Annotated in this window: 20 protein-coding genes; 17 read left to right on the forward strand and 3 right to left on the reverse strand. The window is 65.6% G+C overall.

The window, feature by feature from the left end; genetic code table 11:
• The first annotated feature begins 91 nt into the window (after positions 1-91).
• From ACSQ3O_RS04235 to ACSQ3O_RS04260, 6 genes are all read left to right on the forward strand, one after another.
• Positions 92-1,309, forward strand: coding sequence for a M20 aminoacylase family protein (locus tag ACSQ3O_RS04235; RefSeq protein ID WP_137746909.1), 1,218 nt, complete (start codon positions 92-94; stop codon positions 1,307-1,309).
• Positions 1,310-1,393: 84 nt separating this feature from the next.
• Positions 1,394-2,977 (forward strand): ABC transporter substrate-binding protein, encoded by a 1,584-nt coding sequence (locus ACSQ3O_RS04240; RefSeq protein WP_137746908.1) that lies wholly within the window; start codon positions 1,394-1,396, stop codon positions 2,975-2,977.
• 139 nt (positions 2,978-3,116) lie between these two features.
• Positions 3,117-4,028, forward strand: coding sequence for an ABC transporter permease (locus ACSQ3O_RS04245; RefSeq protein WP_436137969.1), 912 nt, complete (start codon positions 3,117-3,119; stop codon positions 4,026-4,028).
• 29 nt (positions 4,029-4,057) lie between these two features.
• Complete coding sequence (locus tag ACSQ3O_RS04250; protein ID WP_436137970.1) at positions 4,058-5,062, forward strand: ABC transporter ATP-binding protein; 1,005 nt, start codon at positions 4,058-4,060, stop codon at positions 5,060-5,062.
• Positions 5,059-6,099 (forward strand): ABC transporter ATP-binding protein, encoded by a 1,041-nt coding sequence (locus ACSQ3O_RS04255; protein WP_137746905.1) that lies wholly within the window; start codon positions 5,059-5,061, stop codon positions 6,097-6,099. Before ACSQ3O_RS04250 ends, ACSQ3O_RS04255 begins: the two co-directional genes overlap by 4 nt.
• Positions 6,100-6,502: 403 nt before the next feature.
• Positions 6,503-8,365: a bifunctional metallophosphatase/5'-nucleotidase gene (locus tag ACSQ3O_RS04260; RefSeq protein ID WP_436141071.1), complete on the forward strand. Its 1,863-nt coding sequence runs from the start codon at positions 6,503-6,505 to the stop codon at positions 8,363-8,365.
• A 115-nt stretch (positions 8,366-8,480) separates the two neighbouring features.
• On the opposite strand, the gene ACSQ3O_RS04265 is transcribed toward ACSQ3O_RS04260, so the two are convergent.
• Complete coding sequence (locus ACSQ3O_RS04265) at positions 8,481-9,326, reverse strand: MurR/RpiR family transcriptional regulator (protein WP_063460113.1); 846 nt, start codon at positions 9,324-9,326, stop codon at positions 8,481-8,483.
• 240 nt (positions 9,327-9,566) lie between these two features.
• Between ACSQ3O_RS04265 and ACSQ3O_RS04270 the strand changes: the two genes are divergently transcribed.
• From ACSQ3O_RS04270 to tal, 4 genes are all read left to right on the forward strand, one after another.
• Positions 9,567-10,592 carry an ABC transporter substrate-binding protein gene (locus ACSQ3O_RS04270; protein ID WP_436137971.1) on the forward strand — a complete coding sequence of 342 codons (1,026 nt, stop codon included), beginning with the start codon at positions 9,567-9,569 and terminating at the stop codon, positions 10,590-10,592.
• Positions 10,593-10,754: 162 nt separating this feature from the next.
• Positions 10,755-12,947: an ABC transporter permease gene (locus ACSQ3O_RS04275; protein WP_436137972.1), complete on the forward strand. Its 2,193-nt coding sequence runs from the start codon at positions 10,755-10,757 to the stop codon at positions 12,945-12,947.
• Positions 12,948-12,975: 28 nt separating this feature from the next.
• Positions 12,976-14,058: an ABC transporter ATP-binding protein gene (locus tag ACSQ3O_RS04280; protein ID WP_137746902.1), complete on the forward strand. Its 1,083-nt coding sequence runs from the start codon at positions 12,976-12,978 to the stop codon at positions 14,056-14,058.
• 7 nt (positions 14,059-14,065) lie between these two features.
• Positions 14,066-15,016: a transaldolase gene (gene tal / locus ACSQ3O_RS04285; protein WP_436137973.1), complete on the forward strand. Its 951-nt coding sequence runs from the start codon at positions 14,066-14,068 to the stop codon at positions 15,014-15,016.
• A 224-nt stretch (positions 15,017-15,240) separates the two neighbouring features.
• Here tal and ACSQ3O_RS04290 read toward each other — a convergent pair whose 3' ends face one another.
• Positions 15,241-16,635 carry a sensor histidine kinase gene (locus ACSQ3O_RS04290; RefSeq protein ID WP_436137974.1) on the reverse strand — a complete coding sequence of 465 codons (1,395 nt, stop codon included), beginning with the start codon at positions 16,633-16,635 and terminating at the stop codon, positions 15,241-15,243.
• Positions 16,636-16,796: 161 nt separating this feature from the next.
• Complete coding sequence (locus ACSQ3O_RS04295) at positions 16,797-17,513, reverse strand: response regulator transcription factor (RefSeq protein WP_436137975.1); 717 nt, start codon at positions 17,511-17,513, stop codon at positions 16,797-16,799.
• Between the two features lie 168 nt (positions 17,514-17,681).
• Between ACSQ3O_RS04295 and ACSQ3O_RS04300 the strand changes: the two genes are divergently transcribed.
• From ACSQ3O_RS04300 to gloA2, 7 genes are all read left to right on the forward strand, one after another.
• Entirely contained in the window at positions 17,682-18,932 is a 1,251-nt protein-coding gene (locus tag ACSQ3O_RS04300; RefSeq protein ID WP_137746898.1) for an ABC transporter substrate-binding protein, read from the forward strand.
• A 123-nt stretch (positions 18,933-19,055) separates the two neighbouring features.
• Positions 19,056-20,174: a carbohydrate porin gene (locus ACSQ3O_RS04305; protein ID WP_436141072.1), complete on the forward strand. Its 1,119-nt coding sequence runs from the start codon at positions 19,056-19,058 to the stop codon at positions 20,172-20,174.
• 123 nt (positions 20,175-20,297) lie between these two features.
• A complete protein-coding gene (locus tag ACSQ3O_RS04310; RefSeq protein WP_137746897.1) occupies positions 20,298-21,179 on the forward strand; it encodes a carbohydrate ABC transporter permease in 882 nt (293 codons plus the stop codon).
• Positions 21,169-22,038, forward strand: a complete 870-nt coding sequence (locus ACSQ3O_RS04315; protein WP_436137976.1) for a carbohydrate ABC transporter permease — start codon at positions 21,169-21,171, stop codon at positions 22,036-22,038. The genes ACSQ3O_RS04310 and ACSQ3O_RS04315 overlap by 11 nt, the downstream gene beginning before the upstream one ends.
• A 12-nt stretch (positions 22,039-22,050) precedes the next feature.
• Positions 22,051-23,118, forward strand: coding sequence for an ABC transporter ATP-binding protein (locus ACSQ3O_RS04320; protein WP_298458578.1), 1,068 nt, complete (start codon positions 22,051-22,053; stop codon positions 23,116-23,118).
• Positions 23,119-23,347: 229 nt separating this feature from the next.
• On the forward strand, positions 23,348-24,325 hold the full coding sequence (glk, locus tag ACSQ3O_RS04325) for a glucokinase (protein ID WP_436137977.1): 978 nt from the start codon (positions 23,348-23,350) through the stop codon (positions 24,323-24,325).
• Positions 24,322-24,774, forward strand: coding sequence for an SMU1112c/YaeR family gloxylase I-like metalloprotein (gene gloA2 / locus ACSQ3O_RS04330; RefSeq protein WP_436137978.1), 453 nt, complete (start codon positions 24,322-24,324; stop codon positions 24,772-24,774). Before glk ends, gloA2 begins: the two co-directional genes overlap by 4 nt.
• The last annotated feature ends 1 nt before the right edge of the window (position 24,775 follow it).

Genomic DNA, 24,775 nt, shown 5'->3' on the forward strand with positions numbered 1-24,775 from the left:
GCGGCGGGGCGGCCCTTGCGCGGGAGCGCTCGCTTGCGCCGCGCCGGTTTCGCGGGCTGTGGGTGCATCCCGAACTTTTCGGACAACTGAAATGCAGTCGCTTCGATACAAAGCAGGTGGACGGGCGTTCGCACATATCGCCCAGTTCCATCCCGAGCTGACGGCATTGCGCCGTGACTTGCACGCCCACCCCGAGCTGGGGTTCGAGGAGGTTTACACCAGCAAGCGCGTCAAGGAAGCCTTGAAGCTCTGCGGTGTGGACGAGATCCATGACGGCATCGGGCGCACCGGTGTGGTGGGTGTGATCCGGGGGCGCAGCACTTCCAGCGGCAGCATGGTCGGCCTGCGGGCCGACATGGATGCGTTGCCGCTGGCCGAGCACAACGACTTCTCCTGGAAGTCGTGCAAGCCCGGCCTGATGCACGGCTGCGGCCACGATGGCCACACCGCCATGCTGGTGGGTGCAGCCCGTTACCTGGCCGAAACCCGCAACTTCGACGGTACGGCCGTGCTGGTGTTCCAGCCCGGCGAAGAGGGCTTTGCGGGTGCTCGCGTGATGATGGAAGACGGCCTGTTTGACCGCTTTCCGGTGCAGTCCATCTATGCCATGCACAACTGGCCCGCCATGAAGCCCGGTACTGTGGGCATCAACTCGGGCCCCATGATGGCGGCGGCAGACCGCTTCACCATCGAGATCACTGGCCGTGGTGGCCATGGCGCCCACGCCTACCAGACCGTGGACGTGATGGTCGTTGCGGCCCACATCATCACTGCGGCGCAGACCATCGTGTCGCGTAACGTGCGCCCCATTGAAAGTGCTGTAGTCAGCATCTGCGCTGCGCAGGCGGGCGACCTGGGGGCATTCAGTGTGTTGCCGGGCTCTGCCACGCTGGTGGGCACCGTGCGCACGTTCGATCCGGTGGTGCAAGAACTGGTGGAAAAGCGCCTCAAGGAGCTTTGCAACGCCATTGCGCTCGGCTTCGGGGCTACTGCCACCGTGCATTACGAACGCATCTACCCGGCCACCATCAACAGTGAAAGCGAAGCCATCTTTGCCGGTGACGTCGCCGAATCGCTGCTGGGCGCCGACCATGTCGTGCGCGACCTGGAGCCCAGCATGGGCGCCGAGGATTTCGCCTTCATGCTCCAGACCCGCCCTGGCGCTTACCTGCGCCTGGGCCAGGGCACGGGTGCCAGCGGCAGTGCATTGCACAACAGCCGCTATGACTTCAACGACGACATCCTGCCCCTGGGCTCCGCACTGCACGCGAGCCTGATCGAGCAGTCGATGCCCTTGGCAACGCCCTGAGGCAACCCGCTTCGTGCTATGCCAGAACCTGTACCCCTGGATGTACATCCCTTCCGCATCCTTTTCCACTACGAGGAGATTTCCATGAAATTCCAGAAGAAAGCCACCTTGGCTGCATTGTTTGTTGCGATGGCCGCAGGCAGCATGGTTGCCGGCGCGCAGACCATCCGGATTGCGAACCAGGGTGACGCGCTGTCCATGGACCCGCACTCGCTCAACGAGTCGCTGCAGCTGAGCGTGACCAGCAACGTGTACGAGCCGCTGGTTGGCCGCAACAAGGATCTGAGCGTTGCGCCCGCGCTGGCGACGGCCTGGAAGCAGACGGCGCCCACCGTGTGGCGTTTCGAGCTGCGCAAGGGCGTGCAATTCCATGACGGTACGCCTTTCACCGCCGACGACGTGGTGTTCAGCTTCGGCCGTATGAAGGGCGAAGGCTCCGACATGAAGGCTACCAACAGCGACATCAAGCAGGTGCGCAAGATCGACGACCACACTGTCGAGATCGAAACCGTTGCGCCGCAGCCCATCCTGCCCGACGTGATCACGACCTCGTTCATCATGAGCAAGAAGTGGTGCGAGACCAACCAGGCCGTGATGCCTGTGGACCGCCGCAAGGGCATCGAGAACGCAGCCTCGTTCCGCGCCAACGGCACCGGCCCCTTCCGCCTGCGCGAGCGCCAGCCCAACGTGCGCTCCGTGTTCGTGCGCAACGGCTCCTACTGGGGCAAGATCGAAGGCAACGTGAGTGAGGTGGTCTTCACCCCCATCGCCAACGATGCCACGCGCGTGGCGGCCCTGCTGTCGGGCGAAGTGGACGTGATGGAGCCCGTGCCGGTGCAGGATATCGACCGCGTCAACAGCAGCGCCAACACGCGCGCGGTGACTGGCCCTGAGCTGCGCACCATCTTCCTGGGCATGGACCAGAAGCGTGATGAGCTGCTGTACTCCAACGTCAAAGGCAAGAACCCCTTCAAGGACAAGCGCGTGCGCCAGGCCTTCTACCAGGCCATCGACATCGAAGGCATCAAGAAGACCGTGATGCGCGGCGCATCGAACCCCTCTGCGCTGATGGTCGGCCCGGGCATCAACGGCTTCCAGCCCGAGACCAAGCGCCTGCCCTATGACGTCGAAGCCGCCAAGAAGCTGATGGTGGAAGCGGGCTACCCCAACGGTTTTGAAGTGGCCATGAACTGCCCGAACGACCGCTATGTGAATGACGGCCGCATCTGCCAGACCGTGGCTGCCAACCTGTCGCGCATCAACGTCAAGATCAACCTGCAGGCCGAGACCAAGGGCACCTACTTCCCCAAGGTGCTGCGCCGCGACACCAGCTTCTACATGCTGGGCTGGACGCCTACGACGTACGACTCGCACAACGCGCTCAATGCGCTCATGATCTGTCCGGACGAAAAAGGCGGTGCGGGCCAGTTCAACCTGGGTGCTTACTGCAACCCCAAGCTTGATGAGCTGACCAAGAAGGTGCTGGTTGAGACCGACAAGGCCAAGCGCGACGCCATGATCAAGGAGGCCTTCGATCTGCACAGCGCCGACATCGGCCACCTGCCGCTGCATCAGCAGGCGCTGGCCTGGGGTGTGAACAAGAACGTGAAGCTCGTGCAGATGGCCGACAACTTCATGTACTTCAAGTGGATGAGCATTAACAAGTGATCAGCTGGCAACGCAACAAGAAGATCCGCACGTAGAGCGAAAGAAATCGAGAGAACGACAACCGTTTCTTTTGACAATCCACACCACCGCGAGGCTGCTATCCGCGCCCTGCGGTGGTGCCTGTTTACTGGTTCCCACAATGAAAACAACCCTTGCCCGCTGGTTTGACAGCGATGTCGGCTACAGCTTTCGCACATCGCCCATGGCGATGGTCGCTGCCGCGATTGCGCTGATCTGTGTGTTCTGTTCGGTGTTTGCCGGATGGGTCGCACCGCACAACCCCTTTGACCTGGCCACGCTGGAGCTGAGCGACGCCCGCTTGCCCCCCGCCTGGAGCGCCGAAGGCTCGATGAAATACCCCCTGGGCACCGACGACCAGGGCCGCGACATCCTGTCCGCGCTGATCTATGGCGCTCGCATCTCGCTCGTCGTGGGCCTGGCCTCTGTGGTGCTGTCGGTGCTGGTGGGTGTGGCTTTTGGCCTGCTGGCCGGCTTCAAGGGCGGCTGGATCGATGGCCTGCTCATGCGCCTGTGCGACGTGATGCTTTCCTTCCCCGCCATTCTGGTGGCCCTGCTGATTGCTGGCGTGGGCCGTGCGCTGTTTCCCAACGCGCACGAATCACTGGCCTTTGGCGTGCTGATTATCTCCATCTCGCTCACCGGCTGGGTGCAATATGCGCGCACGGTGCGCGGCTCCACGCTGGTGGAGCGCAACAAGGAATACGTGCAGGCCGCCCGCGTCACCGGGGTGTCGCCGCTGCGCATCATGCGGAAGCATGTGCTGCCCAACGTGATGGGCCCGGTGCTGGTGCTGGCCACCATCCAGGTGGCCACGGCCATCATCACCGAGGCCACGCTGTCCTTCCTGGGCGTGGGCGCACCGCCCACGTCACCGTCGCTGGGCACGCTGATCCGCATCGGCAACGACTACCTGTTCTCCGGCGAATGGTGGATCACCGTGTTCCCCGGCGCCATGCTGGTGCTGATTGCCCTGTCGGTGAACCTGCTGGGCGACTGGCTGCGTGATGCGCTCAACCCACGCCTGCGTTGAACAAGAACAACAAGAAAAGCGACATTCCCATGAGCCTTCTCGAAGTCAAAAACCTCGTTGTCGAATTCCCTGGCCGCCGCGGTACCCTGCGCGCCCTGGACGACATTTCCTTTTCCATCGCACCCGGTGAGATCCTGGGCGTGGTGGGAGAGTCCGGCGCTGGAAAATCCCTCACCGGCGCGGCCATCATCGGCCTGCTGGAGCCACCAGGCCGCGTGGCCTCGGGCCAGATCCTGCTGGAAGGCCAGCGCATCGACAACCTCGGCAACGAGGAAATGCGCCACATCCGTGGCCGCCGCATCGGTGCGATCTTCCAGGATCCGCTGACCTCGCTGAACCCGCTGTACACCGTGGGCCGCCAGCTCACCGAGACCATCCTGGCCCACCTGCCTGTGAATGCGGCAGAAGCCCGCCAGCGCGCCATCCAGCTGCTCAAGGACACCGGCATTCCGGCCGCCGAAGAGCGCATTGACCACTACCCGCACCAGTTCTCCGGCGGCATGCGCCAGCGCGTGGTGATCGCCCTGGCCCTGGCCGCCGAGCCCAAGCTCATCGTGGCCGACGAGCCCACCACGGCGCTCGATGTGTCGATCCAGGCGCAGATCATCACGCTGCTGAAAAACATCTGCAAATCGCGCGGCGCGGCCGTGATGCTGATCACCCACGACATGGGCGTGATCGCCGAGACCTGCGACCGCGTGGCCGTGCTCTACGCCGGGCGCGTGGCCGAAATCGGCCCGGTGCACGATGTGATCAACAAGCCCTCGCACCCCTACACCAGCGGCCTCATGGCCTCCATCCCTGACATGGAGCAGGACCGCGAACGCTTGAACCAGATCGACGGTGCCATGCCCCGCCTGAACGCCATCCCCAAGGGCTGCGCCTACAACCCCCGCTGCCCCAACACCATTGACCGTTGCATGACCGAACGCCCTGAACTGATGTCTGCAGGCTCCACCCGTGCCGCTTGCTGGCTGCACGCCGGTGCGTCCACGACCGCCCACACCGCCACGAAAGCCGGGGTGACCGCATGAGCGCCGCAGCCACCACCTCTACGGCGGCCCCCGCCGCCGTGAAGAGCAAGGCCCTGGTCCAGGCCCACGACCTGGCCAAGACCTTCGACGTCTCCGCCCCTTGGCTCAACCGCGTGCTCGAGCGCAAGCCGCGCACCCTGCTGCATGCGGTAGACGGCGTGAGCTTCGAGATTGAAAAAGGCAAGACCCTGGCCCTGGTGGGCGAATCCGGCTGTGGCAAGAGCACCGTGGCGCGCCTGCTGGTGGGCCTGTACGAACCCACACGCGGCGGCCTCACGTTCGACAACCAGGACGCCCACGCCGCCTTCAAGGGCAAGGACGCGCAGGCCATGCGCCGCCGCATCCAGATGATCTTCCAGGACCCGTACGCGAGTTTGAACCCGCGCTGGTTGGTCGAAGACATCATCGGCGAGCCGCTGCGCGAGCATGGCCTCATCACCGACAAGGCCGAACTCAAGGCCCGTGTGGGCGAGCTGCTCAAGTCCGTGGGCCTGTCACCGCTCGACATGGTGAAGTACCCGCACCAGTTCTCCGGCGGCCAGCGCCAGCGCATCTCCATCGCACGCGCCCTGGCCACCGAGCCAGAGTTCCTGGTGTGCGACGAGCCCACCTCGGCTCTCGACGTGTCGGTGCAGGCCCAGGTGCTCAACATCATGAAGGACCTGCAGCGCGAGCGGCAGCTCACCTACCTGTTCATCAGCCACAACCTGGCCGTGGTGCGCCACGTGAGCGACCAGGTGGGCGTGATGTACCTGGGCCGCCTGGTCGAACTGGCCGACAAGCACCAGCTGTTCAACAGCCCGCGCCACCCCTACACCCGCATGCTGCTCGATGCCATCCCCAAGATGCACGACACCGGCAAGGCGCGCACCCCCGTGCAGGGCGAGGTGCCCAACCCGCTGAACCCGCCGCCCGGCTGCGCCTTCAACCCGCGCTGCCCCCATGTGAACGACCGCTGCCGCACCGAGCGCCCCAAGCTGCTGAGCATTGGCGGCATCCGCATCGCGTGCCACGCGGTGGAAGAGGGCCGTATTTGATAACTTGCTATTGAATGTATAGCTATCAGCGCATGATGGACGCGCGGTGAAGGCCTTTTTCCTTTAAAGAATTGACCTGTCCCGCCCATCCTGCGCGGTGGGCTCCACGCCAGACAACGCCACAGGCTCCTTCGGGGGCCTGTGGCGTTTTTGCCTTGGGCGAAGCCTGGTGCGGTTTCACGCCCCTGTCACGCGGCCTGCCCACCATGCAGGCTCTAACAGCGGCTAACAAAACTCTTCTGGCGTCGTTGCCGCGTCTTGTCGTACTGCTCGTACTGCCAGCGACGTGGCGCCTGACCAGAACCGCTTTGCTGAGTTTGTTAGCCGCTCTCAACACAGGGGCTGGAACATGACGATGGGTTTGTGGGCAATTCAAAAGCAGGTGCGCCGCGTGCGCGTGGGCATGCTGTCGCTGGCGGCCGCCAGTGCGCTGGCCGCTTGTGGCGGCTCCGACGGCGGCGATCAGGCCAAGCCGCTGGAGCTGACCATCCTGCACATCAACGACCACCACTCCACGCTGGAGTCCCGGTCCAAGATGCTCAAGCTCTCGGCGGGCGGCGCGGCGGCCGTGGATGTGGTGGTGGATGCCGGTGGCTTCCCGCGTGTCACGGCGGCCATCAACGAACTGGCCGCCCAGTCCCCCCATGTGCTCAAGCTGCATGCGGGCGATGCCCTCACCGGCACGCTGTACTTCAACCGCGCCGGGGCCGATGGCGAGGCCGACGCCGCGCTGATGAACACCGTGTGCTTCGACGCTTTCACCCTGGGCAACCACGAGTTCGACAAGGGCGATTCGGGCCTCAAGGCATTTCTGGACCTGCTGCGCAAAGGCGCGTGCAAGACCCCCGTGCTCAGCGCCAATGTGCAGTTTGGCGCAGGCTCTGCCTTGAATGCCACGCGCGCGCCGGGTTACGTCAGCCCGTCCACCGTGGTCGAGCGTGACGGGCAAAAGATCGGCATCGTGGGCCTGACCATTGCGCAGAAGACCAAGGCATCGTCCAGCCCCGACGCGGACACCACCTTCCAGGACGAGACCGCTGCCGCCCAGCGCGAGATCGACGCGCTGCGTGCCAAGAACGTTAACAAGATCATTCTGCTCAGCCACATTGGCTACGACTACGACAAGCAGGTGGCCGCGCGCCTGTCGGGGGTGGATGTTGTGGTGGGCGGCGACTCGCACACCCTGCTGGGCCCAAACACCCTGACCACCAGTGGCGTGGGCTCGCCCGCCGGGGCCTACCCCACCCGCGTCACCGACAAGGACGGCAAGCCCGTGTGTGTGGTGCAGGCCTGGGAGTACGCGCAGGTGGTGGGCGAACTCAAGGTCAGCTTCAACGCGCAGGGCGAGGTCACGCAGTGCGCGGGCACGCCCCATGTGCTGATGGGCGACAGCTTCACCCTCGGCGGCAAGGCCGCTACCGACGCGGAAAAGGCGGCGATCAAGGCCAGCGCAACCGCCACTGGCGTGCTGCGCATCACCGCCCCGTCTGCCCCGGCGACCACCGCCCTGCAGCCGTTCAAGGACCGCGTGGCCGTGTTCAACAAGACGCAGGTCGCCGTGGTGCCGCAGGAGCTGTGCTCGCGCCGCGTGCCGGGAGGTGTGGGGTCGGTGGACTACAGCCGCTCCAGCGCAGCCTGCAATGCCGAGGGCAGCGTGAGCCTGCGCGGTGGCGACATCCAGCAGCTGGTGGCCCAGGCCTACCTGGACGTGGCCAACCAGAAATACGGTGGTGCCGACATCACGCTGCAAAGCGGCGGTGGCGTGCGCATTCCGCTGCAGGGCACGGTGACGGCTGCGCAGGTGATCCAGGTGCTGCCGTTTGGCAACATGCTGTTCCGCCTCGACATCACGGGCCAGGAGGTCAAGGGCATGCTCGAAGACGGCCTGGAAGCCGTGTACGGCACGGGTGGCTCCACCGGCCCGTACCCGTACACCGGCGGCCTGCGCTACGACGTGAACCCCAAGGCCGTCTTCGGCAGCCGCGTGGCCAACATCGAGGTGCGCAATCCGGCCACCGGCGCCTGGGGCGCGCTGGACCCCGCCAAGACCTACAAGCTGTTTGTGCTGAGCTTCAACGCCACTGGCGGTGACGGCTACAAGACCCTGGCCGCCGTGCCCGCCGCACGCCGCCTGGACATTGGTGTGCTGGATGCCGACGTGTTCTTCAGCTACATCGACAAACAGGCCAAGGACACGGCCACCGGGCTGCCGGTGCTCCAGCGCCTGCCGGTGGAGCTGTACAGCACCAGGAACTTTGCGAACTGAGTGCTGCCAGTTTTCTGAAGCAAAAATGGCTGCCTGCGCCTGATGGATAAGCGCCGGCAGCTATGCTTTTTGTAGTGTTTGTGCCGCGCGCCCCCGGCGCGTCCCGAACCCGCCGTCAGGCATACCGCTTGGCCCGCAGGTTCTCCTTCATCTGCTGCAGGATGGGCTGCAGCGACCCCCCGATGCGCAGCGCCACGCAGGTAGCCAGCACGTCGATGATGAGCAGGTGCATGAGCCGCGACACCATGGGGCTGTAGCGGTCGTAGCCCTCGGGGTGGTCTGCCGCCAGGTGGATCTGGCAGGTGCTGGCCAGGGGCGAGCCGCTGGCGGTGATGGCGATGGTGGTGGCGCCGTTCTTGCGCGCAATGTCGGCGGCGTCCATCAAATCGCGCGTGCGGCCCGAGTTGGAGATGATCACCGCGCAGTCGCCCGGGCCCAGCAAGGTGGCGCTCATCACCTGCATGTGGCCGTCGCTGGTGGCGATGGATGTGACACCCAGGCGGAAGAATTTGTGCTGCGCGTCCTGCGCCACGATGCCGGAGTTGCCTACGCCGTAGAACTCGATGCGCTTGCCGGTTTGCCAGGTGGCGGCAATGGCCTCGGCCGCGCGCTCCAGCGCCACGGTGCTGGCGGCGTTGCGGTACTGCAGGAAGGCGGCCACAGCGTTGTCCACCACCTTTACCAGCACATCGCCCGTCTTGTCGTCCACGTCCACGCTGCGGTGGATGAAGGGCACCCCCTCGCTCACGCTGCCCGCGAGCTTGAGCTTGAAATCGGCCAAGCCGTCATACCCCATGCTGCGGCAAAAGCGCACCACGGTGGGTTTGCTCACATGGGCACGCTCGGCCAGTTCGCGCACCGGCAGGCGGGCAAAGCTGCGCGGGTCGGCAAGCACCAGCTTGGCCACACGTTGTTCGGCAGGGGCCAGGGACGAGAGCGAGGCGGTGATGCGGTCGAGCATGGGAGCGGGTTTCCTGGGAGGGGGCGGCAACAGAGAAAGAAATGGTAACTGCGTTTCACGAAAAGTGGATCATGAGTTACCACGAGGGCGGCTTCGCTCGGCGTTTTCATTCAGTGTTCGCATAAGGCCCTCGCGCACTGTGTGCGCCCCCTGCGTGTTATCCCGGTGGCCGGGGGCGTGGCATGGCCCTAGGATGAACTGAAACTTTGTTGTCATATTTGAATGGAACGGACACCCCCGATGCGCAAGCCCATGCTCCACACCTTTGCCGCTGCCGCCCTGGCCCTGCTGGCCACCGGCGCCCACGCCCAAGGCCAAGTCAACATCATCTGTTCCGTGCAGGCCGAGTGGTGCAACCTGATGTCCACCGTGTATGCCAAGACCACCGGTACCAAGGTCAACATGACCGCCAAGGGATCGGGCGAGGCGCTGGCCCAGCTCAACGCCGAGAAGGCCAACCCCAAGACCGACATCTGGTTCGGCGGCACCGGCGACCCGCACCTGCAGGCGGCCGAGCAGGGCCTGACGCTCGAATACAAATCGCCCCAGCTCGCGCAGCTGCACCCCTGGGCGCAGAAGCAGGCGGTCGATTCCAAGTACCGCACCGTGGGCGTGTACCTGGGCCCGCTGGGCTTCGGCTACAACACGGAGCTGCTGGCCAAGCGCAAGCTGAAAGCCCCGCAGTCGTGGGCCGACCTGCTCAAGCCTGAATTCAAGGGCGAAGTGCAGATGGCCAACCCCGCATCGAGCGGCACGGCATACACCATGATCGCCACGCTGGTGCAGATCATGGGCGAGGAAAAGGCGTTCGAATACCTCAAGGCGCTGCACCCCAACGTCAGCACCTACACCCGCTCGGGCACCGCACCCGTCAAGGCCGCGGCGCGCGGTGAGACAACCATCTCGGTAAGCTTTGTGCACGACGTGACCACCGAGGCGGTCAACGGCTTCCCTGTGGGCTCGGTCACGCCGTCCGAAGGCACTGGGGCCGAGGTGGGCTCCATGAGCATTGTCAAGAACGGCCCCAACACCGAGGTCGCCAAGAAGTTCTATGAATGGGCGCTCACGCCCGGCGGCCAGCAGTTTGGCCTGGCGGCCAAGCAGTTCCAGCTGCCCAGCAACACGCAGGTGCCCAAGGACCCGCGCATGACCGATCCCGCCAAGATCAAGCTCATCAACTACGACTACGCCAAGTACGGCGCCAGCGCCGAGCGCCGCCGCCTGATTGCGCGTTGGGAAAAAGAAGTCCAGAACGCGGCGCGCTGAAGTGCTGCACCCCCTGAGCGGCTGCGCCGCTTCCCCCTCTCCTGCGGGAGGGGGACGCCCCCGGTGGCCTGGCACAGCCAGTTCCACGGGTGCACTGGCCTTGGCCACGCCGGTTTCACACGACTTGGATCGTGCGGCGCATCATGAACAACGGATCCGATGATGGTATCTACACCGAACCGGCCCCTGTGGGCCTGGGTAGTGATGGGTGTGTTGGGTTACCTGCTGCTGCCCTGGTATGCGCAGCAGGACGCCAACGGCCTGCTGGCCATGGGGCAGGTGTGGGGCGATGCACAGGCGGCCAATGGCCTGCTGCAGGCCGCCCAGCATGGGCGGCCCTGGCTGTGGCTGGGCCTGCTGGGCCTGGCCGTGGCGGGCGCAGGCGCGGCCCTGCCAGCAGGGCGCCGGCAAGGCGCCGCGCTGATCGCCGGTGGTGCGCTGGGGCTGGTGGCCCTGCTGCTCAGCGGCTTTGCGATTGGTGCGCGCGGCTGGGCGTTTGAATGGATGAACGCCAGCCTGGGCGAGTTGGGCGCGCGCCAGCCGGGCATGGGCTGGGGCGGCTTCGTGGTGCTGTCGGCGCTGCTGGTGTTGATGTCGTTCGGCATTGCGCGGCGCGGCTTCTTCAAGGGCGATTTGTTCGTGGCAGCGGCCGTGCTGGGCTGCGGCAGCCTGCTGGCGCTGTTCATCGTGTTTCCGGTGCTCAAGGCGCTGTCGGCTGCGTTTTTTCTGGAAGACGGGCCGTTCTCACTGGCCGTGGTGTGGGAGCGCATTGCGCACGAGCGCAACTTTGGCCTGGCATGCCTCAGTGGTGGGCAGCGCTGCGGTGTGGCCTGGAACACGCTGTTCCTCGGTCTCATGACCGCCACCAGCACCACGCTCCTGGGCACCTTCATGGCGCTGATGGCCGAGCGCGCCTCGCGCCGCTATGCGCGGCCGCTGAACATCGTGGCGCTGTTGCCCATCATCACGCCGCCGTTTGTGGTGGGCCTGGGGCTTATCCTGCTGTTTGGCCGGGCGGGGGTGTTCAACCAGTTTCTCGAATACGCGTTCGGCATCACGCCCAGCCGCTGGTTCTACGGCTGGTTTGGCGTGTGGGTGGCGCAGACCTTTGCCTTCACGCCGATTGCCTTCATGATCATGCGCGGTGTAGTGCAGGGCGTGGCCCCCAGCCTGGAAGAGGCTGCACAAACCCTGCGCGCCAGCCCGCACCGCACCTTCATGACCGTGACCTTGCCACTGCTCAAGCCCGGCCTGGCCAATGCGTTCCTGGTGGGCTTCATTGAGAGCATGGCCGACTTCGGCAACCCCATCGTGGTGGGCGGGCAGTTCTCGGTGCTGTCCACCGAAATCTTCTTCGCCATCGTGGGCGCGCAGTACGACCAGGGCCGTGCCGCGTCGCTGGCCTGGATCCTCACGTTCTTTGCGCTCACGGTGTTTGCTATCCAGCGTGGGCTGCTGGGCAGGCAGAACTTCACCACCGTGTCGGGCAAGGGCGATGCGGGCATTGCCATGCCGCTGCCCACCGGCGTGCGCCGCGTGGTGCATTCGATTGCGCTGCCTTGGATGGCCTTCACGCTCATCGTGTACCTGTTCGCACTGGCCGGTGGCTTTGTGCAGACCTGGGGGCGTGACTACACCATCACCCTGGCGCATTTCCGCACCGCGTTCAGCGTGGAGTGGGGTGAGTTTGGTGTGGTGTGGGCAGGCACGGCGTGGAACTCGTTCTTCACCACGCTCAAGCTCGCCGCCATTTCGGCGCCACTCACGGCCACGCTGGGCATTGGCATTGCGTGGCTGCTGGCACGCACCGAGTTCCGGGGGCAGGGCGCGTTCGAGTTTGCGGCGTTGCTGGCCTTTGCCATCCCCGGCACGGTGCTGGGCGTGAGCTACATCCTGGCCTTCAACGTGCCGCCGTTCGAGCTGACAGGCACGGCTCTCATCATCGTGTTGTGCTTCATGTTCCGCAATTTGCCCGTGGGCGTGCGCGCGGGCACGGCGGCGTTCAAGCAGCTGGACCGCTCGCTCGACGAAGCGTCCGTCATGCTGCGCGCAGGCAGTGTGCAGACGCTGCGCCACGTGGTGCTGCCACTGCTCAAGCCTGCGCTGGTGGCGGCACTGGTCTACAGCTTTGTGCGCGCCATCACCACCGTGAGTGCGGTGATCTTCCTGGTCACGGCCGAGAACGAGCTGGCCACCACCTACATCATTGGCCGCGTGGGCAATGGCGACTATGGCGTGGCGCTGGCGTACTGCACGGTGCTCATCATTCTCATGTCGGCCTCCATCGGCCTGATCCAGCTGCTTGTCGGCGACCGCAAGCTGGGCCGCCGTGGGGCCGCCCCCGTCGCGCACTGAACACCCTTGCAGAAAAAGAAGAAACGCCATGAACCACAACGACGCGGGCATCGTGTTCCGCAACATCACCAAACGCTACGGAAGCGACAGCAGCGCAGCCCTGGCCGTCAAAGGCATCAGCTTCGAGGTGCCGCGCGGCACGCTCACCACCATCCTCGGCCCCTCGGGCTGCGGCAAGACCACCACCTTGCGCATGATCGCGGGGCTGGAGTCGCCCACCTCGGGCGAAATTTTCATCGGCGGCAAGGACGTGACCACGCTCGGCCCCGCGCAGCGCAACGTGAGCATGATGTTCCAGAGCTACGCGCTGTTCCCACACATGAACGTGGTAGAGAACGTGATGTACGGCCTGCGCATGTCGGGCCAGCCCAAGGAGCAGGCGCGCGCCAAGGCCGTGGAGGCGTTGCGCGGCGTGGGCCTGGTGGGCTATGACGACCGCTTGCCCAGCGAACTCTCGGGGGGGCAGCAGCAGCGTGTGGCCCTGGCCCGCGCGCTGGTGCTGGAGCCCGAGGTGCTGCTGTTCGACGAGCCCTTGTCCAACCTCGACGCCCGCCTGCGCCGCGAGATGCGCGAGGAGATTCGCGCGCTGCAGCAGCGCCTGTCGCTCACGGTGGCCTATGTGACGCACGACCAGGCCGAGGCCATGGCCGTGAGCGACCAGATCATCGTGATGAACCAGGGCCTGATTGCGCAGAAGGGCTCGCCCCGCGCGCTGTACGAAACCCCACACAGCGAATTTGTCGCAGGCTTCATGGGCGAGGCCATGCTGTTCCCGGCTGTGGCGGGCCCCGACGGCACGGTGGCGCTGGGCCCGTTGGTGCTGCGCCCTCGCATGGCGGTGCAGAGCGGCCCGGTGAAGGTGGCGGTGCGGCCGGAGGCCTGGCGCATCACCCGGCAGGGCGACGGACTGCTGCCCGCGCGGCTGGCCAAGTCGGCCTACCTGGGCGCGGTGTACGAGTACACGTTCGACACCTCGCTGGGCTCCATCTTTGTGGTGTCGTCCGATCTGGACGATGTGCTGGCCGTGGGCGACGAGGTGCTGCTTGGCCTGGGTGTGCACGGCGTATCGGTGGTTGGTAGTACCGAAGGCCGCGAGCGTGATGCGGAATAATGGCGCCATGACCAACCAACTCGACGCCCTCAAACAGTTCACCACCGTGGTTGCCGACACTGGCGACTTCAAGCAACTGGCGCAGTTCCAGCCCCAGGATGCCACCACCAATCCGTCGCTGATCCTCAAGGCTGTGCAAAAGCCCGAGTACGCACCGCTGCTGCAGGACACCGTGGCCCAGTTTCGGGGCCGCCCCATGGACGAGATCATCGACCGCCTGCTGGTGCGTTTTGGCCGCGAAATCCTCGCCACCATTCCAGGGCGCGTGTCTACCGAAGTGGACGTCCGCCTGAGCTTTGACACCAGCGCCACCGTCACGCGCGCCGAGCGCATCATCGAGCTGTACCAGGCCGAAGGCATCCACATCGACCGCGTGCTCATCAAGATCGCTGCCACCTGGGAGGGCATCAAGGCCGCAGAGCAGCTGGAGCGCAAGGGCATCCACACCAACCTCACGCTGTTGTTCTCGTTTGCCCAGGCCGTGGCCTGCGGCGATGCCAAGGTGCAGCTGATCTCGCCCTTTGTGGGCCGCATCTACGACTGGTACAAGAAGCAGGCGGGTGCGAGCTGGGACGAGGCCGCGCGCGCTGGCGCCAACGACCCCGGCGTGCAGTCGGTCACGCAGATCTACAACCACTACAAGCGCTTTGGCATCGCCACCGAGGTGATGGGCGCGAGCTTCCGCAATGTGGGGCAGATCACGGCCCTGGCCGGGTGCGACCTGCTGACGATCGCTCCCGAACTGCTGGCGCAACTGGCTGCGAGCGATGCGCCATTGCAGCGGGCGCTGAACGCCGACGCCGCCAAGACCATGGACTTGCCCGCCGTGAACTACGACGAGGCGGGTTTCCGTTACGCGCTGAACGAAGACGCGATGGCCACCGAGAAGCTGGCCGAGGGCATCCGTGCGTTTGCCGTGGATGCGGTGAAGCTGGAGAAGTTGATCCTGGCTGCTTGAGTCTGTTTCTGGTTTTGTTGGGCGGCTGGTGCTTGTTGGGGGAGCGCCAGCCGTTTTTTGTTTTTGTGGCTCTGTCGTTTTGATGTCCCGGTGGGCTGGGTTTTTTGGCGCTTGGGCGTGCGCCCAGGCTGCGAAAGTTCAGCTCCTTGTTGCATTTTGCTATCAAAAAAAGAGCTATAAGGGCATAGCCAATGCGCGGAGAAGCCCGAAAAGGGGCTTAAAAATCACCCCGCAGGCACCCGCATCCCCACCCGCAACCCCTTCGGCACCACTCCCTCGGCCACCGTCCGGCCCCCATGCCGCAGTGCAATCTCCTCCACGATCGACAAGCCCAGCCCACATCCGCCCGCCTTGTCCGACCCGCGCCAGAAGCGAGCGAACAGGTCGCCCAGATGTTCGGCGGGTACGCCCGGCCCGTCGTCTTCCACCACCAGCTGGGCCCAGTGGCCGCGCTCCTCGCGGCGCACGCGCACCGTCACGGTGGCGCCGGGGCCTGCGTAGTGCAGGGCGTTGTCGATGAGGTTGTTGAGCGCCTCGCGCAGCAGCAGCGGATGGCCCTGTACGGGCAGGCTGTCGTCGCCCTCGTAGCCCAGGTCCATGCCCTGGGCCAGGGCACGGGCCGCCCATTCGCGGGCCACCTCGCGGGCCAGGGCGGCGAGGTCGGTGGGCTGCATCTCCACGTTCGATTCGGAGCGCGCAAGCTGCAGCAGCTGGTGCACCAGGTGGGCGCTGCGCTGGGCAGCCGAGAGCACTTTTTGCAGCCGCTCCTGCACGGCGGGCTCGTGGCTTTCGTGCAGGGCCAGCTCGGTCTGGCCGATCAAGCCAGCCAGTGGTGTGCGCAGCTGGTGTGCAGCATCGTTGAGAAAACGCTTTTCCTTCTGCTGACCGCGCGCCACGGTCTCCAGCAAGCGGTTGATGGTGCTGGCCAGCGAGTGCACCTCCTGCGGGGCCTCAGTCAGCTCGATGGGGGGCAGGGGGGCGGAGCCCGCCTTGGGCAGTGCGCCAGCGCGCTCGATCTGGGCCTCCAGCCGCTTCAATGGCTGCAGGCCGCGCAGCACGCCCGCATACACCACGGCGCTGAGCGCCAGGCCCATCAGCCCCATGGGGAACACCATCTGCTCCAGCAGCTCCTGCGCGATGCGCTCGCGCACCGTAAGGCTCTGGGCCACCTGCACGCGCAGAGTCTGGCGCGTCTGGGGCGTGCCGTAGTCCACATCCAGCAGCGCCACGCGCACGGCGCGGTCGTCCACGCGCGCGTGGTACAGGTAGGGGTCGCCCACACGCACCTCCACGGGCGGTGGTGGCGGCAGCTGCGCGTTGCCCAGCAAAAAACGGCCGGGCGGGGACGACACCATGTAGGTGATGCGGTCGGCCGGGTCCTGCTCCAGGATGTCCTGCGCGGCCTTCGGAAAATCCACCAGCAACCCATCGCCAATCGGCTTGATCTGCCGCGCCAGCGCCCGCACCGACTGGGTCAGCGTCTGGTCAATGCCCTTCTCGCCGTTCTGCAGCGCAATGCGCCACGCCAGAAACCCGCCCGACAGCCACAGCACCAGCTGCGGCAGCAGCAGCCACAGCAGCAGCTTGCGTTGAAGAGAAACCCCAGGAACGTGGCGCATGAATGACCGTAAAAATTAAGCGGCGCGCGGCTTGCAACTGGCGCGACCGAGGCCAGTGCCGCCGCGCAAGGGCCGCCAAGCCGCAGATACGGCGCTGCGCTTGTGTGCGCTGGCGGCGTCCCCCCCAAGGGGGGAAGATGCGAAGCATCTCAGGGGGGGCTTCATGGTCTATTTAGCATGTACCCCAGCCCCCGGATATTGCGGATGTTCAGGGGCGAGGCGTCCAGCTTCTTGCGCAGGCGGTGCACATACACCTCCAGCGCGTTCGAGGCCAAGGGGGCTGCGGCCTGGCCGGGGTCGGTGGGGCTGGCGCGCCAGGCGGCCAGCACGTCGTCGCGCGTGACCACCTCGCCTGCGCGGTGGGCCAGCAGCGCCAGCAGTTCCCACTCGCGCTGGGTCAGGTCCAGCGGGTCGCCGTTCAGCGCGGCGGCCTGGCCCGCGTGGTCCAGCACCAGCGGGCCCAGGGTGGTGAGCTGCGGGCCCTGGGTGCTGCTGGCCTGGGTAAATGCGGGCTGGCGTGCACGGCGCAGCATGGCCTGCAGGCGGGCCTGCAGCTCCTGCATGTTGAAGGGTTTGGTGAGGTAGTCGTCGGCCCCGGCGTTGAGGCCCTGCACGCGGTCTTCCACGCCGTCGCGGGCGGTGAGGATCAGCACAGGCAGGCCCGCAATGTGGGCGCGGGCCCAGGTCAGCAGCTCGGTGCCATCGGCGCCCGGCAGGCCCAGGTCCAGGATGATTCCGTCCACGGCCTGCATCTGCAAAAGCGCCATGGCCTGTGGCACGCTGCTGGCGGTGCAGACGCTGTAATCGAGTTGCTTGAGTTGGCCGGTAAGTGCGTCGAGCAGGAGGGCGTCGTCTTCGACAATGAGTAGCGTGGCCATGGATTGAGCATATCAAAGCGCCCCGTGGCGGGCCTGTTGTGGGCCTTCCGCGACTCTCAGGGAAAGCCCTGAGAATTAAATTAATTATTGTAATTAAAGTACCGACTGCGCTGAACAGCACCGGATTCCGGCGCACCAAACGGATTCAAACATCGAGGAGACACGGGTATGTGGAAGATGACAAAAATCGCCGCAGTGGCGGTGGGCCTGGCGGCAGCGATGTCGGCCAGCGCGGGGGAGGTCGAAGTCCTGCACTACTGGACATCGGGCGGCGAGGCCAAGTCGGTGGCCGAACTCAAGAAGATCATGCAGGGCAAGGGCCACACCTGGCGCGACTTTGCCGTGGCGGGCGGCGGTGGCGACAGTGCCATGACGGTGCTGAAAAGCCGTGTGATCTCGGGCAACCCGCCCTCGGCCGCGCAGACCAAGGGCCCGGCCATCCAGGAATGGGCTGCCGAAGGCGTGCTGGCCAACATGGACACCCTGGCCAAGGCCGAGAAGTGGGACGAGCTGCTGCCCAAGGTCGTCGCCGACGTGATGAAGTACAAGGGCGCCTACGTGGCCGCCCCGGTCAACGTGCACCGCGTGAACTGGATGTGGGGCAGCTCCGAAGCCCTGAAGAAGGCCGGTGTGGCCGCCATGCCCAAGACCTGGGACGAGTTTTTTGCCGCCGCCGACAAGCTCAAGGCCGCGGGCCTGGTGCCTGTGGCCCACGGCGGCCAGAACTGGCAGGACTTCACCACGTTTGAATCCGTGGTGCTGGGTGTGGGCGGCGCCAAGTTCTACCAGGACGCCCTGGTCAAGCTCGACAACACCGCACTCACCAGCGACACCATGAAGAAGTCGCTGGAGACCTTCCGCCGCATCAAGGGCTACACCGACCCCGGCGCACCCGGCCGCGACTGGAACCTGGCCACGGCCATGCTCATCCAGGGCAAGGCGGGCTTCCAGCTGATGGGTGACTGGGCCAAGGGCGAGTTCCTGGCCGCAGGCAAGGCACCGGGCAAGGACTTCCTGTGCGCTGCTGCGCCGGGCTCGGCCAACGCGTTCACCTTCAACGTCGATTCGTTCATCCTGTTCAAGCTCAAGGACGCTGCCGCGCAGAAGGCCCAGAGCGACCTGGCCAGCTCCATCATGAGCCCGGCCTTCCAGGAAGTGTTCAACCTGAACAAGGGCTCCATCCCCGTGCGTGCGGGCCAGCCCATGGACAAGTTCGACGACTGCGCCAAGGCCTCGGCCAAGGACTTTGTGGACACCGCCAAGAGCGGCGGCCTGGTGCCCAGCGCGGCCCACGGCATGGCGATTGCCCCGGCCACCGAAGGCGCCATCAAGGACGTGGTCAGCCAGTTCTGGAACGACGACAAGGTCAGCGTCGCCGATGCCATGAAGAAGATCGCGGCCGCCGCGAAGACCAAGTAAGCCGTGCCAGATACACGCGCACACACGCACTAAAACCAACCCCAGAGGGATCCCATCATGAAGACAAGAAACCGCCTCACGGCGGTGGCTTTGGCCGCCGCATGCGCGAATGGCGCCTTTGCTATGGACGTAGCAGGCTTTGAGTTCAACGGCTACTCACGCGGTGGCCCGGTGTTCAATCACTCGGACGGCGTCAAGGGCAACCTGGCGCTCGGTGGCGAGCTGCAGAAGTACCGCCTGGGCAACGAAGGCGACAACGGTATCGAAGTCAACTTTGCGCGCACCTTTGAAGCCGGTGGCGTGAAGTGGAAGGTGAACTACATGCCCGCCAAGTGGGGCAGCGGCGACATCAGCACCGAGCAGGCATTTGTGGAAATGAGCGGCTTCTCGTTCGCTCCCGAAGCCAAGTTCTGGGCCGGCCAGCGCCGCCTGCGCATCCAGGACGTGCACATCGTTGATTACTTCCTGCTGAACTACGGCGACAACATCGGTGCCGGTGTGACCGACGTGCCCGTGGGTGGCATGAAGCTGGGCGTGGGCGTGTTCACCGGCGACAAGTTCGACGGCGGCCTGCCCAACAACGTGAAGGCGCACCGCCTCAACGCCGACCTGTCCGAAATCAACACCAACCCCGGCGGCAAGCTGCGGGTGTTGCTCACGGCCGTGGGCGGCAAGGGCCAGGTCAACGGCGGTTCGGGCTCGGGTATCTCCTTCATGCACACGCAAAAGGAATTCCTGCTGCCCAGCATCAGCAACACCTTCTACCTGCAGACCTCGCGCGGCCACGCCCGCATCGACGGCGAGTTCGAAGCCATCGACGGCACGCGGGCCGGCCGGCGCTCCACGCGCATTGCCGACTCGATCAACTGGCAAAGCGGTCCGTTTGGCGGCCAGGCCCTCATCGGCTACCAGACCAACAAGGCCGACCTGACCGGTGTGGAGACCAAGGACTTCTCGCTGGGTGGCCGGGGCTCGTACGCGTTCACCAAGAACTTCAAGGGCCTGGTGGAACTGTCCACCACCACCCGCAAGGGCAGCGGCCCGGACCAGCGCCTGTCCAAGGCCACGCTGGCGGGTGCCCTGGCCCTGTCGGAAGACTTCTGGTCGCGCCCCGAGCTGCGCCTGTATGTGACCAAGGCCAACTGGAACCAGGCCGCCGCCGCAGCCAACGCGGGCAGCTTTGGTGCCAATGGCAAGACCTCACGCACGCTGGTGGGCGTGCAGTACGAGGTGTGGTGGTGATCCGTTGAGGAGATCGTGAGTTAGCGAGTTATTCCGAGGTGACTTTGTTCAGTTTTGGGGGGCACTCCTGCGTGTCCCCCGCTTTTTTTCCCTGCAGGACGATGACAAACACATACCGCAGCCATGAGCAAAAACACGTTTGAAACATGGCTGCCCAAGCTGGTGGTAGCGCCTGCCTTTGTGCTGGGCTTCGCCTTCATTTACGGCCTGATGGTGTGGAACGGCGTGCTCAGCCTCACCGTCTCGCGCATGCTGCCCAACTATGAATGGGCGGGCCTGGCGCAGTACGAGCGCCTGTGGGAGATGGACCGCTGGTGGGTCGCCCTCAAGAACCTGGGCATCTTCGGCGTGGGCTACGTGGGCGGGTCGCTCGCCATCGGCGTGGTGCTGGCCGTGCTGCTGGACCAGAAGATCCGCGCCGAAGGTGCATTGCGCACCATCTACCTCTACCCCATGGCCCTGTCGTTTGTGGTCACGGGCACGGCCTGGAAGTGGCTGCTCAACCCCGGCCTGGGTCTCGAAAAAATGGTGCGCGACTGGGGCTTTCCCAATTTCGAATTCGGCTGGCTGGTGGACACCGAGATGGCCATCTACTGCGTGGTCATCGCTGGCATCTGGCAAAGCGCCGGGTTTGCCATGGCGCTGTTCCTGGCGGGCCTGCGCGGCATCGACGATAGCATCATCAAGGCTGCGCAGGTCGATGGCGCCTCGCTGCCGCGCATCTACTGGCGCATCGTGCTGCCCGCATTGCGGCCCGTGTTCTTCTCCACGCTCATGGTGCTGTCGCACCTGGCGATCAAGAGCTTTGACCTGGTGATGGCGCTCACGGCGGGTGGCCCCGGTTTTGCCACCGATGTGCCCGCCACCTTCATGTACACCATGTCGTTCTCGCGCGGCCAGATTGGCCTGGGCGCGGCCAGCGCCACCATGATGCTGGCCACCGTGGCCGCCCTGGTGATTCCTTACCTTTACAGCGAACTGCGGACCAAGCCCCATGACCGCTAAGCCTTCTTTGTTCCCTTCCGTGGGCCGCCTGCTGGTCTACGTGGTGCTGGCCCTGGCCACCGCCTTCTTCCTGCTGCCGCTGTACGCGATGCTCGTCACGTCGTTCAAGGACGCTGAAGAGATCCGCAGCACCTCGCTGCTGGCGCTGCCGGGTTCGCTGAACTGGTCGGCCTGGGGCACGGCCTGGTCCAGCGCTTGCACGGGCGTGGACTGCAATGGTCTGCGCCCGTTCTTCATGAACTCCGTGTTCATGGCCGTGCCTGCGGTGCTGATCTCCACCGTGTGGGGCGCCGTCAACGGCTATGTGCTCAGCCTGTGGAAGTTTCGCGGTAGCGATGTTCTGTTTGGCCTGCTGCTGTTCGGCGTGTTCATGCCTTTCCAGGTGGTGCTGCTGCCCATGAGCCAGGTGCTGGGCTGGCTCGGCCTGTCGAGCTCGATCACGGGCCTGGTGCTGGTGCACTGCCTGGCGGGGCTGGCGGGCACCACGCTGTTCTTCCGCAACTACTACGCGGCCATCCCCAAGGAGCTGGTGAACGCGGCGCGCATGGATGGCGCGAGCTTCTGGCAGATTTTCTGGCGCATCGTGCTGCCGCTGTCCACACCCATCGTCATGGTTACGCTGATCTGGCAGTTCACCAACATCTGGAACGACTTCCTGTTCGGCGTGGTGTTCTCGGGCACGGATTCGAAGCCGGTGACGGTGGGGCTGAACAACCTGGCCAACACCAGCTCCAGCGTGAAGGCCTACAACGTGGACATGGCGGCCGCCATCATCGCGGGCCTGCCGACCATGGTGATCTATGTTCTCGCAGGCAAGTTTTTTGTGCGCGGCCTCACGGCGGGCGCGGTCAAGGGTTAAAGGTTAGAAATCATGGCGTCATCACTCGACATTGCAGGCATCAACAAGCGCTTTGGCAAAGGCGACAAAAGCGTGGAGGTGCTGCGCAAGGTGGACATCCACGTGGCACCGGGCGAGTTCCTGATCCTGGTAGGCCCCTCGGGCTGCGGCAAGTCCACGCTGCTCAACATCATTGCGGGGCTGGACGAGCCTACCGAGGGCGAGATCCGCATCGGCGGCAAGAACGTGGTGGGTATGCCCCCGCGCGACCGCGATATCGCCATGGTGTTCCAGAGCTATGCGCTGTATCCCACGTTGAGCGTGGCCGACAACATCGGCTTTGCGCTGGAGATGCGCAAGATGCCCAAGGCCGAGCGCCAAAAGCGCATCGACGAAGTCGCAGCCATGCTGCAGATCAGCCACCTGCTGGACCGCCGCCCCAGCCAGTTGTCGGGCGGCCAGCGCCAGCGCGTGGCCATGGGCCGGGCATTGGCGCGCCAGCCGCAGCTGTTCCTGTTCGATGAGCCGCTGTCCAACCTCGATGCCAAGCTGCGCGTGGAAATGCGCGCCGAGATCAAGCGCCTGCACCAGGCCAGCGGCATCACCAGCGTGTACGTCACGCACGACCAGGTCGAGGCCATGACGCTGGGCTCGCGCATCGCGGTGATGAAGGGCGGGGTGGTGCAGCAGCTGGGCACGCCCGACGAGATCTACAACCGCCCGGCCAACACCTACGTGGCCACCTTCATCGGCTCGCCCACTATGAACCTGCTGCGCGGCGCGGTCACCGGGGGGCAGTTTGGTATCCAGGGCGCGGCGTTGAACCTGGCGCCGCCACCCTCCAGCGCCAACGAGGTGCTGCTGGGCGTGCGACCCGAGCACCTGGTGATGCAGGAGACCGCCCCCTGGCGCGGTCGGGTCAGCGTGGTTGAGCCCACGGGCCCGGACACCTATGTGATGGTGGACACCGCTGCGGGCAGCGTCACGCTGCGCACCGACGCCCAGACCCGCGTGCAGCCCGGCGAGCATGTGGGCCTGGCGCTGGCGCCCGCGCATGCTCACTGGTTCGATGTGAAGTCGGAAGAGCGGCTGGTGGCCTGAGAGAAAAGGTGTGATCCTGCGGCGCTGGCGCCGCCACCCGACTTTGGTCTTTGTCGCGGCAAAGATTTGAAGTAAAAACAGGCTTCTGCGCGCGACTGGTATGCCTTTTAAGCTATAAATTATGTAGCATATGAGGGCCGCAGTCGCTGGCTCTCCCGCTGCCGGGCGGGTGGCGCATGCTGCCTGCCCGGCCCTTCTTCGGACCCTTTGGGATTCTTTTCGTCGATCTATGCACCCGCAGCGCCTTCTTGCCGACATTGGCGGCACCAACATCCGCCTGGCCTGGCAGGCATCGCCCACGGGCCCGCTCAACGACACGCGGGTCTTGCCCTGTGCGCAGTTCCCCACGGTGGACGCAGCACTGGCCGCCTACCTGCAAGAGGTGGGCGTGCCCACCCCGCGCGAGGCTGCTTTTGGCATTGCCAACCCGGTCACGGGCGACGCGATCCGCATGACCAACCACAGCTGGAGCTTTTCGCAGCGCGCCGTGCGCGAGGCGTTTGGTTTTGAGCGGCTGGTGGTCATCAACGACTTCACCGCGCTTGCACTGGCGCTGCCCCTGCTCACGCCCGACCAACTGCGCCCCGTGGGCGGCGGTGCGGCCGTGCCAGGCGCCGCGATTGCGCTGCTGGGCCCAGGCACGGGCCTGGGCGTGTCGGGCCTGGTGTTTCCGCCCGGCTCCAGCCTGGGCGTGCCGCTGTCGGGCGAGGGCGGCCACGTCACGCTGGCCGCGCAGACCCAGCGTGAATTCGATGTGCTGGCCATCCTGCAAGAGCGCTACGGCCATGTGTCGGCCGAACGCGCTGTGTGTGGCGCCGGGCTGGTGGATCTGTACCACGCGCTGCGCCGGCTGGCCCAGCGCGGCGGCAAGGAAGTCAGCTCGGCCGCGCAGGTGACCGAGCTGGCATTGCAGGCCAACGACCCGCTGGCGCTGGAGGCGCTGGAGCTGTTCTGCGGCTTTCTGGGCAGCGTGGCGGGCAACCTCGCGCTCACGCTGGGCGCGCGCGGTGGTGTCTTCATCGGCGGTGGCATGGTGCCGCGCCTGGGCACCTGGTTCGACCAGTCGCCGTTCCGCGCGCGGTTTGAATCCAAGGGGCGCTTCCAGTCTTACCTGGCGACCATTCCCTGCTGGGTGATCGACCCCGGCGCCACGCCCGCGCTGCACGGCGCCTCGCGCGCGCTGGACATTGCGGGCTCCGGCGCGTGAGCGGCAGCACCCCGGCCACTGCGCCGCTGCCCGCGCTGCGGCCCAGCGGCGTGCACCACGTGGCCATCATTGCCAGCGACTACGCCCGCTCGCGCCGCTTCTACACCGAGGTGCTGGGCCTGCAGGTGGTGCACGAGCACTACCGCGCCGAGCGGCAGTCGCACAAGCTGGACCTGCAGCTGCCTGACGGCACACAGGTGGAGCTGTTTTCTTTCCCCCACCCGCCCGCACGCCCGTCTTACCCCGAGGCCTGCGGCCTGCGCCACCTGGCCCTGCGCGTGGCCGACATGGAGGCCGGCGTGGCCGCCCTGGTGGCGCACGGCGTGGCTGTGGAGCCGGTGCGGGTGGACCCGTTCACGGGCGCGCTGTTCACGTTTTTTGCCGATCCGGATGGGTTGCCCATCGAGCTGGTTGAGGGGCGCGATAGAAAGACCGCTGGAACCGACTGAG

This window comes from Acidovorax sp. LjRoot74 (genome assembly GCF_964254355.1).
Lineage (GTDB): Bacteria > Pseudomonadota > Gammaproteobacteria > Burkholderiales > Burkholderiaceae_C > Acidovorax.